Origin of the sequence: Limnothrix sp. FACHB-881 (genome assembly GCF_014698135.1) — a bacterium.
GTDB lineage: Bacteria > Cyanobacteriota > Cyanobacteriia > CACIAM-69d > CACIAM-69d > CACIAM-69d.
In genome coordinates this window covers 144,017-161,062 of the sequence record NZ_JACJSN010000001.1, presented here as the reverse complement: position 1 = coordinate 161,062, position 17,046 = coordinate 144,017, and the positions used below count along the sequence as shown (strand labels likewise).

13 protein-coding genes are annotated in these 17,046 nt (G+C 56.6%); 3 read left to right on the top strand and 10 right to left on the bottom strand.

What is annotated here, in order from left to right; genetic code table 11:
• Positions 1-111: 111 nt before the first annotated feature.
• Both H6G52_RS00655 and H6G52_RS00650 read right to left on the bottom strand, forming a co-directional pair.
• Entirely contained in the window at positions 112-300 is a 189-nt protein-coding gene (locus H6G52_RS00655; protein WP_190525794.1) for a hypothetical protein, read from the bottom strand.
• A 125-nt stretch (positions 301-425) separates the two neighbouring features.
• Complete coding sequence (locus H6G52_RS00650) at positions 426-1,097, bottom strand: MotA/TolQ/ExbB proton channel family protein (RefSeq protein ID WP_099534635.1); 672 nt, start codon at positions 1,095-1,097, stop codon at positions 426-428.
• Between the two features lie 362 nt (positions 1,098-1,459).
• Between H6G52_RS00650 and H6G52_RS00645 the strand changes: the two genes are divergently transcribed.
• Together H6G52_RS00645 and H6G52_RS00640 are read left to right on the top strand one after the other, a co-directional pair.
• Positions 1,460-2,290, top strand: coding sequence for a TPM domain-containing protein (locus H6G52_RS00645; protein WP_099534634.1), 831 nt, complete (start codon positions 1,460-1,462; stop codon positions 2,288-2,290).
• A 248-nt stretch (positions 2,291-2,538) separates the two neighbouring features.
• A complete protein-coding gene (locus H6G52_RS00640; protein ID WP_190354258.1) occupies positions 2,539-3,168 on the top strand; it encodes a precorrin-8X methylmutase in 630 nt (209 codons plus the stop codon).
• Here H6G52_RS00640 and H6G52_RS00635 read toward each other — a convergent pair.
• The 3 genes from H6G52_RS00635 to H6G52_RS18935 all read right to left on the bottom strand — a co-directional run bounded on the left by H6G52_RS00635 (position 3,165) and on the right by H6G52_RS18935 (position 6,855).
• Positions 3,165-4,832 (bottom strand): tetratricopeptide repeat protein, encoded by a 1,668-nt coding sequence (locus H6G52_RS00635; RefSeq protein WP_190525792.1) that lies wholly within the window; start codon positions 4,830-4,832, stop codon positions 3,165-3,167. The genes H6G52_RS00640 and H6G52_RS00635 overlap by 4 nt on opposite strands.
• Before the next feature lie 156 nt (positions 4,833-4,988).
• Positions 4,989-6,509: a site-2 protease family protein gene (locus tag H6G52_RS00630; protein ID WP_099534632.1), complete on the bottom strand. Its 1,521-nt coding sequence runs from the start codon at positions 6,507-6,509 to the stop codon at positions 4,989-4,991.
• Positions 6,510-6,720: 211 nt separating this feature from the next.
• A complete protein-coding gene (locus tag H6G52_RS18935; RefSeq protein WP_370567649.1) occupies positions 6,721-6,855 on the bottom strand; it encodes a hypothetical protein in 135 nt (44 codons plus the stop codon).
• A gap of 44 nt (positions 6,856-6,899) precedes the next feature.
• Here H6G52_RS18935 and H6G52_RS18930 point away from each other — a divergent pair, with 44 nt between their 5' ends.
• Positions 6,900-7,487 (top strand): MBL fold metallo-hydrolase, encoded by a 588-nt coding sequence (locus H6G52_RS18930; RefSeq protein WP_190525790.1) that lies wholly within the window; start codon positions 6,900-6,902, stop codon positions 7,485-7,487.
• Here the strand turns inward: H6G52_RS18930 and H6G52_RS00620 are convergent.
• The 5 genes from H6G52_RS00620 to H6G52_RS18400 form a co-directional block, all read right to left on the bottom strand.
• Positions 7,429-8,433, bottom strand: coding sequence for an ATP-binding cassette domain-containing protein (locus tag H6G52_RS00620; protein ID WP_190354153.1), 1,005 nt, complete (start codon positions 8,431-8,433; stop codon positions 7,429-7,431). The genes H6G52_RS18930 and H6G52_RS00620 overlap by 59 nt on opposite strands.
• A 1,260-nt stretch (positions 8,434-9,693) precedes the next feature.
• On the bottom strand, positions 9,694-10,980 hold the full coding sequence (locus H6G52_RS00615) for a glutamyl-tRNA reductase (protein WP_099531458.1): 1,287 nt from the start codon (positions 10,978-10,980) through the stop codon (positions 9,694-9,696).
• A 467-nt stretch (positions 10,981-11,447) separates the two neighbouring features.
• Positions 11,448-12,485 carry a class II fructose-bisphosphatase gene (gene glpX / locus H6G52_RS00610; RefSeq protein WP_099531459.1) on the bottom strand — a complete coding sequence of 346 codons (1,038 nt, stop codon included), beginning with the start codon at positions 12,483-12,485 and terminating at the stop codon, positions 11,448-11,450.
• Positions 12,486-12,823: 338 nt separating this feature from the next.
• Complete coding sequence (locus H6G52_RS00605) at positions 12,824-14,536, bottom strand: iron uptake porin (protein WP_190525788.1); 1,713 nt, start codon at positions 14,534-14,536, stop codon at positions 12,824-12,826.
• 223 nt (positions 14,537-14,759) lie between these two features.
• Positions 14,760-16,592 carry an HD domain-containing phosphohydrolase gene (locus tag H6G52_RS18400; protein WP_370567648.1) on the bottom strand — a complete coding sequence of 611 codons (1,833 nt, stop codon included), beginning with the start codon at positions 16,590-16,592 and terminating at the stop codon, positions 14,760-14,762.
• Between the last annotated feature and the right edge of the window lie 454 nt (positions 16,593-17,046).

The following is a 17,046-nucleotide window of genomic DNA, read 5'->3' as shown; positions in this document are numbered from 1 at the left end:
ACCTCAACCCAACCTACAAAATGACCGCTGATCAGCTCATCTTGGGCAAGGACTTTTAAGGATGAGGGCGAAGGATGAGGGCTTATGCATTGATCCGCGCAAGAGGTCTAATTAACGAGCCTTCCAAGTGCCACCATAGCGATAGTGCGGATTGGTGGCGCTTTGCTGTTTTTGGCAACGGGGACAGGCCAAAACCCATTGATCGGTGCGATCGACCTGGATTCGATAGCGCACCAATGACAGAACCTTGCAGAGTTCACAGGGTCGTGGTTGGGGATTGGCTGTGCGACGACGCGGCATGAGAATTAATAGAAATTAACAGTAATCAGCAGCAATCAACGGCGATTCAAGACAATTTCAATCAACTCAAATCATTTCAATCAACGGCGATTCAAGACAATTTCAATCAACTCAAATCATTTCAATCAACTTAAATCGAAGGGAACCCCGCCATTGGTTTCCCAATGATGACGATAGAGCAATTCAAGCTGGCCACAATGCTGGGCGATCGCCGCCACCTGCCGCCGATACAAACTCCGAAACACATTCGCCACCAGCAACGCCCCGATCGCCACCACCAGGCCCGTGGCCGTGGACACCAACGCCTCGCTCAGACCCGAACCGATACCCGCGCCATTGGGGCCGCCCGTGGAGCCGATGCTGTCCCAGCGGAGGGCCGCAAAGGATCCCATTAAGCCCAACACCGTACCCAACAGGCCCAAGAGGGGCGCAATGCCAACGATCGTGTCGAAAGCCGTACCAAACCGCTTGAGTTGAGGCAGTTGGGCTTGGGCGGCGCTGTCAAGGGCTAATCGAAACTCCTCGGGGGTGGGGCGATCGAGCGTGAGCGCCGCCAGGAAAATCTGCACGATCGGCCAATCCTCTGGAGCCGATCGCAACAAACGCAGGGTGCGATCGGTATCGGGTTCCCGCCCGTACAACACGAGCGCCTCCCGAATCAGAAGCGGTTGTTCCTGGGCCAAACGCCACCAAAACCGGCCCCGCTCCACCGCCAGGGCGATCGTGGCGATCGCACAACCCGCCAAAGGAACCATCACCGCCCCACCGGCCACAAACCATTGCCATACCGACGACATCGAGCACCTACTCCCCTTGCAACACAGCGGGTTGATCTAGCGGCCAATCATGGCCCGTGGGCCAGCCGAAATTTAGCCAAACCCAATCAAAAACAAGCCTGGCCCTATGATGCCCGATTGGCGATGGCCGGAAGTTGCTGTGCCCCGTCCCGATCGGGGCGATCGGCCCCAGGCAATTGACTGTAGTGGGGATTGATCCTTACCATTGAGTTACATTAATGGACTGTAAAGAACTGTTGCGATTAATCAACGGTTTCCATCCTCCGGCCCCTTGATTGCCCCACAGACCAAGGGTTTTCAGTTCTTTTCCCCATTCGATTTTGTCCCCCATCCTTCCGCCCTGGCTTTTGGAGCGCGTCCCTATGCAACAGGCAACACAACTGGTTTCCCGCCGCTGGTCGCAGTGGTTGATGGCCACGCTGGGATCGTTGGTGCTTTGTGCGATCGCCTGGATCGCCGCACCGGCCCCCGCCCAAGCCTTCGACAACCCCGACCTGCTGCCCAAGGAGTTCACCACCGTTGTGGACTTGGCCAACCAGTTGCCCAGTGGCCAAGAGCAAAAACTCGCCCAAACCCTGGCGGACTTCGAGGCGGAAACCGGCTGGAAATTGCGTGTTTTGACCCAATTTGACCAAACGCCCGGCCTGGCCGTGAAGCGGTTTTGGGATGTGGACAACAAGACCCTGCTGGTGGTGGCCGACTCCCGGGGGGGCAACTTGCTGAACTTCAATGTGGGTGGCGATTTTTATAGCGTCTTTCCGCGCACGTTTTGGATTGAGCTGCAAACCCGCTACGGTAACCAGTTCTTTGTGCGCGAAAACGGGGAAAATCAGGCGATCGTCCAATCCCTGGAATCGGTGATGGGTTGCCTGCGCCAAGGGGGCTGTCAGTTTGTGCCCGGTTTGCCCCAGGAGCAATGGATCCTAACTCTGGTGACTTCGGTGCTGGGCGGCGTGATTTGTGGTTTTGCGGCCCACCCGCGCAAGGCCGGCGAATGGATTTCCTGGCAATGGGCGCTGATTTTGTCGCCGCTGTGGGGCATTTTGTTCATTGCCTTTGGCATTGGCCCGGTGGTGACCCGCACGGCGGACTGGCTGCCCCTGGTGCGCAACATTGCCGGATTCGCGATCGGGGCGTTGGTGGCCTTCCTGTCGCCGGTCTTTGGTCGCCCCCCTTCAGAGGCCGAAACTTAGGATCAGGCAATGAAATCCAGTTTTGGGGCTACAGGTTAATCGACTGTTTCCTAGCAGTCGTTTTCTGGCGATAGTTTTCTAGCAATCGTTTTTTAGCGGTAGTTTTTTAGCGATAGTTTCCTGGCGATCAGTACTCCAATTCAGCATCGGGGCGATCGCGATCGTTGCCACCGTGCCTTTGGTGGGTGACATTAGAGCAGGGTTGGGGCCATGGCCCGCCCAAGCTGAGTTGGCACGAGTTGTTGATGATGGAGTGGCATATCACGGACGCACAGAGCCTGGCTCTGATCGATCGGGAGTTGGGCGATCGGGGCGATCGTTCACCGGCAGAATACGAGATGGTGCGTCGGGTGATCTATGCCACCGCAGATTTTGACTACGCCAGTTGCCTGAGCTTTTCCGAGCGATCGCTCAGTGCAGGTGCGGCGGCCCTGGCAGCGCGGACAACGGTGATTGTGGATGTGCCGATGGTGCAGGTGGGGATTGCCCCTGCCATTCAGGCAACCTTTGCCAATCCGGTGTTTTGTGCCACGGAGGCGATCGTCCGGCCGCAACAGGCCCTGACCAAGGCCGCCTGGGGAATTCAAACCCTGGCCCGGCGTTACCCGGAGGCCATCTTTTTGGTGGGCGAGTCGCAAACGGCCCTGCTGGCACTGATTGAACTAATTGAGGCGGAAGAAATTAACCCGGCCCTGGTGATTGCCACCCCGGCCGGGTTTGTGGAAGTGGACACCACCAAGGCCCGATTGCGCGATGCCCAGGTGTCCCACATTTGCGTGGAAGGTCGCAAGGGCAGCCCGATCGTGGCGATCGCGGCCATGGGCGGGCTGGTGGATTTGGCTTGGCAGGCTTACGGGCCCAGGGCAAAGGGGCGCTAACCGGTTTGCAGGGCGGCAGCCTCTTGGGCCAAGCGATCGCTCAGCAGGCTGTGGTTCCGCTGGGCCCGCTCATGCTGCGGATTGAGGGCAATCGCCTGGTTATAGGACTCGATCGCCTCGGGGTAGCAGTCTAACCGCACCAGCACATTACCCCGGCTGTACCAAGTTTCCGGGTCGGCGCGATCGAGGTCGATCGCCTGGTCATAGCTGCTGAGGGCGGCGGCAAACTGGCCCAACTGGGTGAGCACAATGCCGCGATTGTGCCAGGCGCTGGCGTTTTGACCGTTTAGCTCGATCGCCCGATCGTAGGCTTGCAGGGCCTCTTGGGGCCGTTGCAGCCGCGCCAGGGCATTGGCCCGGTTATACCAAGCTTCGTGGCTATCGGGATTCAGGGAAATCGCCTGGTTATAGGACTTGAGGGCCTGATCGGTTTGCTGCAACTTACTGAGGATTAATCCCTGATGCAGCCACAGTTCCGGGTGATTGGGATTCAGGGCGATCGCCTGGTGGTAGGAGGTGGCGGCTTCTTCAAATTTGCCCAGCCGCATCAGCACCAGCCCGCGATTGTGCCAACTTTCGTAGCTGTCGGGCTTCAGGCGCACGGCTCGATCGTAGGCAGCGATCGCGGCTGGATAGCGCTGCAATGCTTCCAAAACCACCCCTTTTCCCCACCAAGCGGCGTAGCAGTCCGGCTGTTGCTCGATCGCCTTGTCATATTCCGCCAAGGCCCCTTCCGGATCGCCGTTACGGAACAGTTGTTCAGCCCGATCGGCGATATTATCGGCATTCGCGGGCAACGCCGTGGGAGCCAACATCGGCATCTGTTGCATCTGCAAAGACACCAACTGCTCCACCAAGGTGCGCAATTCCTGCTGAATTTGCGGCTGAATCAAAGCCAGCAATTCCTGAGGCGCTTTTTGCGTAAATTCTTGGATGATGTGCGCCTTTTGGCGATCGGCTTGACCCGCCAAAATTTGCATATTTGAAATAAATTCCTTCTCCAGTTCCGCAATTTGGTGACGCGAAACCCGGCGATCGCTGGCCAACCGTTCTTGAAACTGGGTTAGTTCCTGGTTGGCAGTTCCCTTGACAGCGGCCACATGGGTTTCCAGCTCATGAATCAACGCAGCGGCTGAGGTTTTGGTGCGTTCCACCTGGTCTTGCAGGTCTTGCAGGCTGCGATCGGCCCGATGGCGAGCCAGCTTCACCCGGGCTTCCAAATCGCCCAAATCCTTTAGGCTGTGGCGCACCGACTGCACCAAATGATTCACCACCTTGCGTCGCCCCAACCAGAGGGCCGCCGTCATGGCCAAAGGAGCCGTTCCCAAAGCAATCAGCAACCAACTGAGGCCCCCAAGGGTGCGCTCCAGGCCGATCGCTTCTCCGGTGCTGACGTTGGCGGTGGCAAAGGTCAGATCGGCGCGGTCGGTGGTCTCGGCCGCGGCGATCGGGGCTTCGGGTTCCGCCAAGCTGGCACAGGTGGCCTGGGGTTGGCCCACTTCGGTCACAGGGCAAGGAACCGGGGTTGTGGCGCGGGTCACGGCTTGGACGGGGCTGGCCGCCAAGGTCAGAGGAGCCACCAAGGGAACCGCCAGGGCCGGAACCCAGACCGCTGCCCGGCCCCGATCGCCCGTTTCACCAAAATTGCTGCGGGAAGAACTCATGTAGACAGCCTCCGAACCCGTTGCGAGTCAATTGCGAGTCGATGTTGATCCCCGGCTCTGACCGAGTGACTAGCTATTGTTTCGGAGGCGATCGTCCTAAATCCGGGAGTCCTTGGGTGTGGCAGCCCGTGGCCGATCCAGCACCCTGGTCACCCCTTAGCTCAACCAACTCAACAACAAACGCGGCGCAGGCAGCACCACCAATACCAACAATGCCAAGGCCAAAAAGCCCAATCCATCCCGTCGATCGTCCAGCGGGGTCACATCGTCCAAGGCCGGTTGGCTAATGGCAGGCAAAAAGAAGACCAACAGGGCCAGCGCCAGGAATTCGCTGCGAGCCAAGGCCAGGGCCAACACGGCAAATCGGGTGATGTGTCCCACCAGCATGGCTCCTTGGGTTCCCAACATGGCGCGAACAATGCGCCCCCCATCCAAGGAACCGAGGGGCAACAGGTGAAAGGCCCCTAACCAAAGGCCGATGTAGCCCGCCAGGGCGATCGGGTGGAGGGCGATCGCCTTGCCGGGCGTGAGGGCCGCGCCGAGGGTGGCTTTGCTAATTAGGGTCAGGGCGATCGAATAGCTGGGGTCGATCGAGCGCCAATTCAGCAACCCCGAGCCGGGCAAAGGATTCACCACCGTGGAGTGGGCTAACCCCCAAACCAACAGGGGCAGGGCCACCAACAGCCCCCCGATCGCCCCCCAAAAGCCCACATCAAACATGGCGCGGCGGTGGGGCATGGGCGATCGCAGGGGTGTGAACGCGCCCAAGGTTCCCAGCAGGGCCGGAATCGGAATAAACAGCGGCAACGAAACGGACACCCGATGGCGCTTAGCGGCCCAGTAGTGCCCCAGTTCATGGGCCCCCAAAACCAACAACAACCCGATCGCGTAGGGCGCACCGGACTGAATAAAGGCCCAATCTCGCACCAAGTCTAGCTTCGGGTTCCGCAGCATCTCCGCCCCCATCAGGGTCATGGACAGCAGCGACAACCCCAGCAACCCCACCGACCAAACCACCTGTTTCCAGAGGGGCGGTTCTTTGCTCAGGGCCTGGCCCAAGGGCGTGCGCTGAGGATTCGGAACCAGGGCAAAGAAGGGCTTACCGTTTTGCCCTTCTTGGAAAATCACCAGGAATCGATCGCTAAACTTTTGGCGAATTTTGTCGCAAACCGTCCGGTAAGCCAGGGCCGGTTCCGCTCGCAATTGCCCATAGCAGAGGGCCGCTTGGGGACGATGTTCCACGCTGCTGAGGTAAAACACCGACCAGGGAAAGCAATCTTGCAGGCTGGCTTCTTCGGTGCGATCGAGCAGGCGGGGCGAAATTTTGGCAGAGCCAAGGGCTTGGGCCAGGGCCAGGGCTTCGGCGGGACTGCTGGGATCCGCCAGCACCGAAATGGGGGATTCCAAATCCCCATTGGTGGGCTGTTGGGGCCGGGCCGATCGCCCCTGTTGCACCAACCACACATAAATCAACGGACAGGCAATAAACGGCGGCAGGGCCAACCAGGGCGGCACGGGCTGGCCGGGGCCATTGGCCAGCGTCCAAGCCGTCCAAATCAAGGCCGGAGCCATCATCACCAACCACAACACCCACACGGAGGCGCGTGTGATGCCGCTAACGCTCTGGCGGACAATAAAATATGCGACGATGCCGATCAACACTAGCCAAACAATCATCTGATGCCCAAGCCACCGCAGGCTGTTTTCGATTCGATCTATGCCTTTCCGCCCAACCGCGACACGTTAGGCGGGACTGCTTATTTCATTGTAGGAAACTCGATCAACCCTGCTGACTCGGCCGACCATAATGGCCTACCGGCCAATTCATCAAATTCATCAGTTCCATCCGCTCATCAGCCGACTGGGTTCAAGCAACCGACTGATGATCCTACTCAATCGGTTCATAATCTGACGAATCCAACGGATCCAACGGATCCATCAGATCACTCAAATCATTCAGCTCATTCTTCAGCTCATCAACCAGCCCATCGGCTGCCAGGCAATATTCTGATCGATTGTCCACCTTGGCACGAGGAAACGGCAGATTTTTTAACCCAGCATGGGGGAGTGCGTTGGTGGATTTTTACCCACCGCAGTTCCTTTGGCCCGCTGCAAACCGTGCGGGCCTTGCATCGGGCTTTCAGCAATCCGGCCACAACCCTTGAGGAGGGCGAGCCGGCCGCCCAGTCCGCGGCCGCCCGCTGCGAATTGGTGGTGCAAGAACAGGAGGCCTATCTGCTGCCCAATTTGCCGGTGACCACGTTTCGGGAAGAAGTGACCCTGAGTCCAGAACTGCGCGTGATTTGGACTCCGGGCCACACGCCCGGCTCGGCCTGCGTTTGGCTCGATCGGGCGGGGGGCATTTTGTTTAGTGGTCGTCATCTGTTGCCCACGCCCCAGGGGGAGTTGATGCCCCTCAAAACCGCCAAAACCTTCCATTGGTTCCGCCAACTACGATCGGTTCAGGCCTTGATCGATCGCTTTTCGCCGGTCAACCTGGCCCATTGCTGCCCGGGGGCCAGTGTGGGCTTTTTGCGCGGGGCCCTGTCGGTCGATCGCGCCTATGAACGGCTGACGACCTTGAACTTGGCGGCCGCTAAGCTGGATCCGGTTGCGCTTCAGTCGCCGAGCCTGAGCGAAACACCTGACCAATGATGTCCTCGATCGGGGGTTCCGTCACGCTCAGGTCTTGCACCGGCAACTGCTCCAGTAGGCGAGCGATCGTTGGGGTCAGCACCTCTCGTCGCACCAACAGTTGCACCGATCGCCCCTCGATCGCCACCACCTCCCCAAAATCCTGAAGTTGGGCCGTTGTCATCGGTTGGGCCAACTCTAACCGCACTTCCCGATAGGGTGCGAATCGATCGACCAACCCCGAGAGGCTGCCGTCATAGATCGACGACCCCTCATGAATCAACAACACCCGATCGCATAGGGCCGTGATGTCGCCCATGTAGTGGGACGTAAGCAAAATCGTCGCCCCATAGCGCTCGTTATATTCCCGCAAGAAATCCCGCAAGTTGGCCTGGGCGTTCACATCCAGCCCCAAGGTCGGCTCATCCAAAAACAACACCGCCGGCCGATGGAGCAGCGCCGCCAGCAACTCCGCCTTCATCCGCTCGCCCAAAGACAGCTTGCGCACCGGCTGCGTCAGTTTGGACTCCAGCGCCAACAGTTCGCTCAGCTCGCCCACCCGCTGGGTCAATTCCCGATCGCTCAGGCCATACACCGCCCCATTAATCCGCAACGAATCCCAGGCGGGCAAATCCCAAATTAATTGTTGCTTTTGCCCCATGACCAGGGCAATTTGATGTAAGAACGCCGACTCTCTGGCAAAGGGTTCATGGCCCGCCACCCGCACCCGACCGCCGGAGGGATAAATCAGCCCCGCCAGCATTTTCAATGTGGTGGTTTTGCCGGCCCCATTGGCCCCCAAAAAACCCACCACCTCGCCGGGGGCGATCGAAAACGACACGGACTTCACCGCCTCGATCGTTCGGTAGCGTCGTCGCCAAAAGTGGGCGATCGTCCCTTGCAGCCCCGGTGCTTTCAGGGCCACTTGATAGGACTTTTGCAGCCCCTCTGCTACCAACATCCCCATGATTGCTCTCCCGTATTCGCACAAACCCGATTCAACTCGCAAAAACCAGCACAAAGCTCAAAGAGGCTAAACCAAGCTGCACCCAGCGAAACCCCTGAGCGATCGGCGCTCCTAGCGTTCATCGGTCACAACTCGCGATTACAGCCGATGACGAAAACGACTCGTGGCCCAATTGGACATGTAACCACGCACTTCAGAGATTGAGGTAATCCAGACCATTAGCCATCACAACTCACCACAGTCTGAGTATCCAGCCAGAGAATAAATCTCTGAATACTGCCTGAGCATTTTCCAAATATTTACGAGGCAATTACAATATGTTTACAGACTCTTGATGAAGTTTTCCTAAGAGCAGTACAAAACTTTTCCAAAGAAATTAACCGCAATGCTCAAAGACTCGCAATATATCAGTCGCGGTTGCTTTGGGGGTGCTAAAATTCCGCGTTTAGGCGCTGTTGTTTGTTAGAATTTTTCAATCTTTGAAATTAATCGCATTACTTTCCTTAACAACCACTCATGCCAACGCCAAGACTTGATCTCCCTTGGCGACCCCTTGCCCAAACTTTCTCCGGGCCATTTTCTAACCCCTGTTGAGCGACCTGGAACCCCATCAAGCCACCCGCTTTTGACGTTTCAAAGCACCTCAACATAACTGACACGAAGGTTATGTCTAGCCATCTTGCAGGAGCTTCAAAATCATGCACTTTATGAGCGATCTGGGTATTGATCTTATTTCTATGATCCATTACCTGCAATCCCAAACCCTAACTCATGAGGAAATGAGTTGGGTACGGAGCTTGAATATTCAACAAATTGTTGAGTTGGCTTCCCAAAAGGGTTATCACCTTGTGGGTAGTGATTTGATCAATTCTGACCCAATGCAATTGAAATAGTTGTAGGCGATCGTTGTTGGTAATTTCATCGGCGGCTGTATTAGCGATCCCAAGCAACCTCATCTCAAGCGATCTCAATAGACATAGGACTTGGGCGAGGCATCGCGATCGCGCCATCCCTCAGCTCACGGCCGTTCTTGAAAAATGCCTCAACCTGTATCCTTGTTGCGAAATGCTTTAGCTAAGCAATGTCTTGAGCTAAGCAATTCAATGACCAATTCAATAACAACGATCGCACCGCAGCAAGCGTGATCGTTGTTATTGAATCGTCTCAAAAAGAATAGTCTCAAAAACCATCGATTCAGAATGACGGGCGGTTGCTCAAGCCACCCGTCATTTCTAAGGGTCTGGCAGCGACTGCGGCAGCCTAGGCGGCACTGTCGGCGGTTTCTAGATTGAACAGCACTTGCAGGGTTTGCATGGCCTGCTGGCGGGCTTCAATGTCTTGCTGGGCCCGCAGTTGCACCATGGGATCGTGCAGAATTTTGTTGACGATGCCACGGGTGAGGGCTTCGATCGTTTCCTGGTGCTTTTCGGCAAATTCTGACCCCAGGCGAGATAGGGCTTTTTCGAGTTCTTGGGTGCGGATGGTTTCGACTTTGCGGCGCAGGCTGTCGATGGTGGAAACGGTGTCTAGGGATTGCAACCAGGCTTCGAAGGCTTCGGCTTCTTCGTCAAGCAGGGCTTCGGCTTCGATCGCCATTTTGCGGCGGCTTTCGTGGTTTTGGGCCACCACTTCTTTCAAGTCGTCCACGTCAAAGGCTTGCACGCCGGGCAATTCATTCACATCGCTGGCAATGTTTCGGGGCACGGAAATATCAAAGAGCATCAGCGATCGATGCTCGGGCAAGATGGCTTCCAGCTTGGCGCGATCGAGAATGGGTTCCGTGGCGGAGGTGCTGGTGAACACGAGGTCTGAAGCGGCGATCGTGCTCATCATGCTCGGCAGGGGGTGCAGATTCAACTTCGCATCCGGAAAACGGCGAGCCAGTTCTTCTGCCCGTTCGAGCGATCGGTTGACGATCGAAATTTGGGTTGCGCCCTTGGACAGCAAATGTTGCACCAGCAGGCGAGACATTTTGCCGGCCCCAACAATGGCCACGCGACAGGGCGACAAATCCGGCACTTTCAGTTGCGCCAATTCCACAGCGGCGGAACTGATGGACACGGCTCCCGTGCCGATGCTGGTTTCAGTGCGGACGCGCTTACCGGCGGTGATTGCCTGTTTCAGCAACCGATTCAAGATGCGGGCAATTCCCTTGTAGTCTTGGCCGAGTTTATAGGCGTTTTTCACCTGCGAGAGGATCTGACCTTCACCGAGCACCAAGCTATCCAAGCCGGCCGCCACCCGCATCAGGTGCATTACCGCATCCTGGCGCAACAGAACAAACAGGTGGTGGCGCAAGGCTTCCAAGGGCAGCTTACTGCGCTCTGCCAAAATTTCAACCACTTCCTGCACGCCGCGATCGACCTCACTCAGAACGCAATAGAGTTCCAGTCGGTTGCAGGTGCTGAGGATCGCCACTTCTTCCACATGGGAGCAACTCCTTAAGCTGGCGATTGCTGCCTCGACCTGTGGTTCGGGAATGCTCAATTTTTCGCGCACTTCAACCGGAGCCGTCTTGTGGCTCAGTCCGATCACAGCAATATTCATATGGCCTCTTGCTAAAACGTACTCAAACGGCGTTGAAAGTTCGACTTTAACGGATTTACCAATCGTCGGGCGATCGGTCTATAGAAACTTTGACACTTGATTGGGCCAAGCTGGGTTTGGATTAGCCAAATTTCAGGGATTTTATGCCAGGGATTTTAAGAAAAGGGGGGAGCGATCGCCAACCGCTGGTTAGCTATACCCCCTGGTTGAGTCATGATCAAACGATTGCTGGGGGAGTTTGGTCTGAGGCTAAGGCTACCGAAACGGCGATCGACTTCGTGAACGCAACAAAACGTCAATTTCTGGTTTTCGGTTAACCATCTTTTGGCCATTGGCATCTGACCAAAACTTGCTGTTGGCAGTCTGAGGCGCGATCGACCCATAGATGGGGCGAGACCTGTAGACATGGCAATGGCTTGCCGCGATCGCCAAAGCGACCTCAGCAAGCCACTACAAACCGTCAGCCCTTACTTCAGTTGCAGAACCGAGGGCTTACCGAATTGGTGAATAGTGTCCACAAAGCGCACCGTGCGGGACTGGCTGGAGATGACCAAGCTTTGAGTCCGCGCACCACCGCCAAAGAAGCGCACGCCTTCCATCAGCACACCGGGGGTGATCCCGCAGGCGGCGAAGAGGACGTTTTCGCCCGAAGCCAACTCGTCAGCGTTGTACACCCGATCGGGATCGGTGATGCCCATGCTGGCCAGGCGCTCCAGGTTTTTCTCCTTGCTTTCGCCAATCAAGCCGGTCTTCACGATTTCGGGATCGTAAATCAGTTGGCCTTGGAAGTGACCATCGACGCAGCGCATGGCGGCGGCGGAAATCACACCCTCAGGAGCTGCCCCAATCCCCATCAGGGCATGGACGTTCGTCCCGGAGAAGGCACAGCAGATAGCGGCCGACACGTCGCCATCGCTGATCAACCGAACGCGCGCACCGGCTTCCCGGATTTCAGCAATCAGATCCTTGTGCCGGGGGCGATCCATCACGATCACCACCAACTCCTCGATCGAGCGGTGCAAACATTCCGACAGAATCTTCAGGTTTTCGGTGGCCGACTTGTTAATGTCCACCTTGCCCTTGGCTGCCGGAGGCGCTGCCAACTTCTTCATGTAGAAGTCGGGAGCCGCAAACAGGCCGCCCTTATCGGCGATCGCCAACACCGCCATCGAACCATTTTGGCCATAGGCCACCAAGTTCGTACCCTCGCAGGGGTCAACAGCAATGTCAATTTCTACCAACTCGTCAGGGTTGCAGCTCTGGGCACCGTCGGGCGTTGCGCAGATCCCCACTTCTTCACCGATGTAGAGCATAGGCGCATCATCGCGCTCGCCCTCACCAATCACAATGCGGCCGCGCATATGAATCTTATTCATCCGCTCCCGCATGGCTTCCACAGCCACTTCGTCAGCGGTGTTCTTTTCACCTTTGCCCATCCAACGAGCAGACGCAATTGCTGCTTGTTCGACGACCTCAATAATTTCTAAACCGAGGGTAGTTTCCACAAAAATCTCCTTCCCAAGTGCTGGCCAACGAAACCCCAGAGTCGTTCGGGCTTGCTCAGTTAGTCTATCAAAGGGGGGCGATCGCGCCGAACTCTTCTACCAGAACCCGGCTGTAAAGATTTGTGGGAACTGGGATCGCTGCCCGCGGCCTGCCAACAAAGCAAAAGCCCCACCCGTGACAGGTGGGGCTAAAAGGGGGCTGAAATGACTGATTCAACAGAAGGCTGAGCCACCGTGATAGTCCGGGGAGCCGCCCTAAATCCAATCAAAAATTGTAGGTTTAGGGAAACTCACCATCAGCCTCAACAGCGCTAGCAGTTGCGCCAGCGCAAAGCGTTCTAGAACACGAAGGTCGTCCGCAGCGTACCAATCACGACATCATCGTTGTCGTTGTCTTGGTTCGGGTTCATCTGCCAGATCACACCCGGGGTGATCGAGATCCAGTCGTTAACCGCGTACTTGTAGAACACTTCCACTTGCAGCGGGATATCGGTATCCACATCATCGCCATCGATGTTGGTCAGGTAGGGTTGAGCACCCACGAAGATGCCACCCAGGTTCCCTTCCTTACCGAGGTCAGGCAGGGCCAAGCCCAAAGCGTAGTACCAGATGTCGGCATCATCGAAGCGGCCGCCCTTCGAGTCAACACCCGTGTAGCCCACGAAGCCGGTCAGAGCCACCTTGGGGCTGAATTGGTAGTAACCTTGCAGACCAACCGAGTTGGAGGTTACAGCATCCTGTTGGGGCAACAGGTTGGCCGCCAGAGTGCCCGTGAAGCCGCTGACGAAACCGGCGTTATCAAAGCCGAACTCGCCTTCGCCAAAGTAGGAGTAGTTATAGGTCAGACCCAAGCCAAAGGTTTTGGCATCGTTCGTGTAGGTCAACTGGGCCATGGCCGAGAATTGACCGTCGAACAGACCACCTTCGCCCACACCGTCGCCACTGCGGGGGTTAGCCGCTTCACCGGCCAGGTAACCAGCCGACAGTTGCCAGTTTTCGCTGAAGTCGTACTTCACGCCGATCCCAGCACCACCGCCCAGACGGTAGATGGGGCTGCGTTGGGAGAAGGTGGACAGGGAACCACGACCACCGTCGTAGTCTTCGAAGTAGGGGTTCAGGGTGTTGGAGATGTCATCCCACACGCCCGCGTTGGCCATCAGGTAGCCGCGGCCCTTTTCCCCGATCGGGAATTGGTATTGCAGCGTATCCAAGGTGAACTGGTTACCGGTGTCGCCAAACACTTGGTTGGTCAACACGGTTTCGCCAGCCACGCCGTTGAAGCCCTTGGAGTTACCCACTTGCAAGCGGGTGATCAACAGGTCTTTGCCGCTGAAGCTGGTGTTGAAGTTCAGGCGAACACGGTTTTGGAACACCACTTGGTTGTCGTCACCGTTGTTGCCGCTGAAGGCATCACCCAGATCATCCAGGTTGGCCGAAGTAGCGCCGGCCAGCATCATGATGGCTTCGCCGGTCAGCTTGGTGGTGGTGGAGAATTGGGTTTTCTCCAGGTAAGAAATCCGACCTTCCAAGGTGTCTACGCGACCGCGCAGGGCAGCCAGCTCGGTCTTGAACATGTCCTGCAATTTCTTCAGGACTTCCAGATCGGCCTTGGTGGCGTAGTCAGCCACGTTGGTCACGAGCAATTCTTGGATTCGATCGAGGCAAGCATTCAAACCAGCCGCAAACTCGTAGCGAGTCATGGCCCGGTTGCCCTTGTAGGTTCCGTCGGGATAACCGGCGATGCAACCGTAGCGCTCAACCAGTGATTGCAGGGCTTGGAATGCCCAATCGGTGGGTTGCACGTCCGACAGTTGCGACACGGAGGTCACTTGCTCGGCGCTGTTGGCGCGGCGAGCACGGCCCTCGCGGCCATACTGGTTGAGCTGGTCGAGGTTGCTCAGGGTCGAGCCGTCGCCAGTCGCTTCCAGAGCGCTCACCGACGGCACGGTGGTTGAAGAAACTTGTTGGGCTGAAGCCGGCGAGGCTGCCACAACCGCAGCGCCCAGGATCGCCGGGCTAGCCAGCAGGGCTTTCCAAATCAACTTTGACATTACGCTCTCCTATCCTCACACCTGTCTGGAAGATGGTCTGAAAAATCGCAGCAAGGCGACTCGGGCCGATTTTTCCATATCACCTTTATAGAGTACCACTGAAAATTAGTGACCGCTGCCGAAAATCCCAATCGGTTTGTGGGCGGGCGATCGCAAGACTTTCCGAAGTTTTTAAAGTTTTCAAAAAATCTTTTGCGGAGGCTGGGCGGGTTTTCAGGCCCTTTCAGCTCCAGAACGGGCCGTCTAGCGCCGACTGGGGCCGGAGCAATTGATGGTCGAGTGCATGGCCGATCGCCTGGTAAACCGCTTTTTCCTCAAACAGGCTCACCAGTACCGAATCCAGCCGGTTAATTTGGGCCTCTTGCCGCAGGATCGTGAGGGCAGAACTGGTGGAAATTGCCCGCTTGTAGGGGCGATCGGCCGCCGTCAATGCATCATAAACATCCGCGATCGACATGATGCGCGTTTGAATCGGAATTTCACCCGCTTGCAGTCCCCGGGGGTAACCCGAGCCGTCCAGCTTTTCGTGGTGGCCATAGGCAATTTCTGGCACTTGACGCAGATAGCTCGTCCAGGGAATGCGCTTTAGAAATTGATACGTGTGGGTCACATGGGACTGAATCGCATTTCGTTCCGCACTGGTCAACGTGCCTCGGGGAACGGTGAGCTGCTCAATTTCCGCCGCCGTCACCAGGGGTTTTTGTTGCCCATCCACATCGCGATAGGTGTAACTCGCCAATTCCTGAAGCTGGGCCAGCGGTTCCGCTTCCAGCACCTGCGGCTCATTGGCTTCTAGGAGTAATGTCCAATACTGATCCAATTCATCCAAGGCCGCCGTTAGCTCCGAGTCCAGGCGATCGAGCGGGTTCACCGCCACCGCATTGACCATCGTTTTATGAGGGGTCTGGGGGGCCATGGCTGGGGGCACCTTGGCGGCCGCTAGCCCATGGCCGTTCGACTCCGCCAGCTTAGAACCCCCAGGACTAGAAACCCCAGGACTAGAAACCCCATTCGGAGACTCAGGAACCAACGATCGGCTTTGATAAGCCGTTAACAATTCCGGGTGCTCAACCCAATAGCGATACTTCACCTGCAAACAATCCAGCTCCAGCGTCCGCCGAGCCAGGGCAAACCGGTGGCGAATCACCTCAAGCTGATCGGGATAAAGCTTTTTCTGTTTCACCAACACCGCTTCGGGCACACAGACCTTACCAAAGTCGTGCAACAGACTGGCGTAGCGAATTTCTTGAATTTGCCGAGGGGTGAAGTAGGTGGCCGCCAAGGGCCCCGTGTGGATTTCGTTCACCACTTCGCACAGGCGCACTGCCAAGGTGGCCACCCGCTCCGAATGGCCGGAGGTGCAAGGATCTCGAGACTCGATCGCCTGAACCGCCGCCCGCACAAACCCCTCAAAGAGAGCTTCGATACTTTCCTGTAGATTGCTGCGCTCGATCGAAATGGCCGCCAAACTGGCCAGGGCCTGCACCACGCGCTCTTCCCATTCCGTATAGGGACGGGTCACCTCCATCGCATTCCAGGGATCCACGATCGCGCGGGGATCAATTTTGCGATTAATCAACTGCAACACCCCGATCGTTTCGCCATTGAGGTTTTGCATGGGCACCACAATCACCGATCGGGTTCGGTAGGAAAAGCCGCTATCGAAGTTGTGATTGAACTGGTAGGGAACCTCCGCTGGCAAACAGTAAGCATCGGGAATGCTCAGACTTTTCCCCGTGAGCGCCACATAGCCCGCCAAGCTGCGTCGGGCCAGGGGCATGGCGAATTCCCGAAACGAGGCATTGGGCTGCGAGGCATTTTGGGCAACTTTGAAAATCAGCTTGGGCGTGTCATCACTGCGATCGATCAAATAGACACTGCCCGCATCACTCCAAGTCAGCTCTCGGCAAGTGGTGAGAATCAGCGCCAACAATTCATCCAGGTCGCTAACCGCCGACAGGGCCGTGGCGATCGCCAGCAACTCTTCCACCAAAGAAGCTTGGCTGGCTGCTTCCTGTAAGAAATCCCGTTCGCCCCAGATAGAAACTGAATTCACCGATTCGCTCGATAGCATAACAGGGTGGGAAGGGAAGCTTAGTTGTTGAAAACGATGCAAAACCCCCTCAGAGACTGGTCATCAATCTGCAATCCAACCTTGCAGTCAAGCCTTGCAGTTAAACACACTTACCAAGATCGTAGGAATAATGCATCAAAGAATGACGAATGACAGGACTGGCACTGCTCAACGATTTGGCAATCAAGTCTGAAGTGAAGTGCAGATCATCAGCAGATCATCAATATGAGAATTGCAGTAAAACATGAGAATGAGAATTGCAGTAAAACATGAGAATTGCAGCAAAACAGGATTCGATGAATTGGAGAAATAGGCAATTTCAGACAATTTTTTCCCAATTCTCCTGTCTTCAGCCTCTCGCCGGGTTAGCCTCGGCAGTTTGTCCTTGCTCCGTTGATCCTTAAGAGGATGGCTGAAAAGCTTAAATGGCTACCTT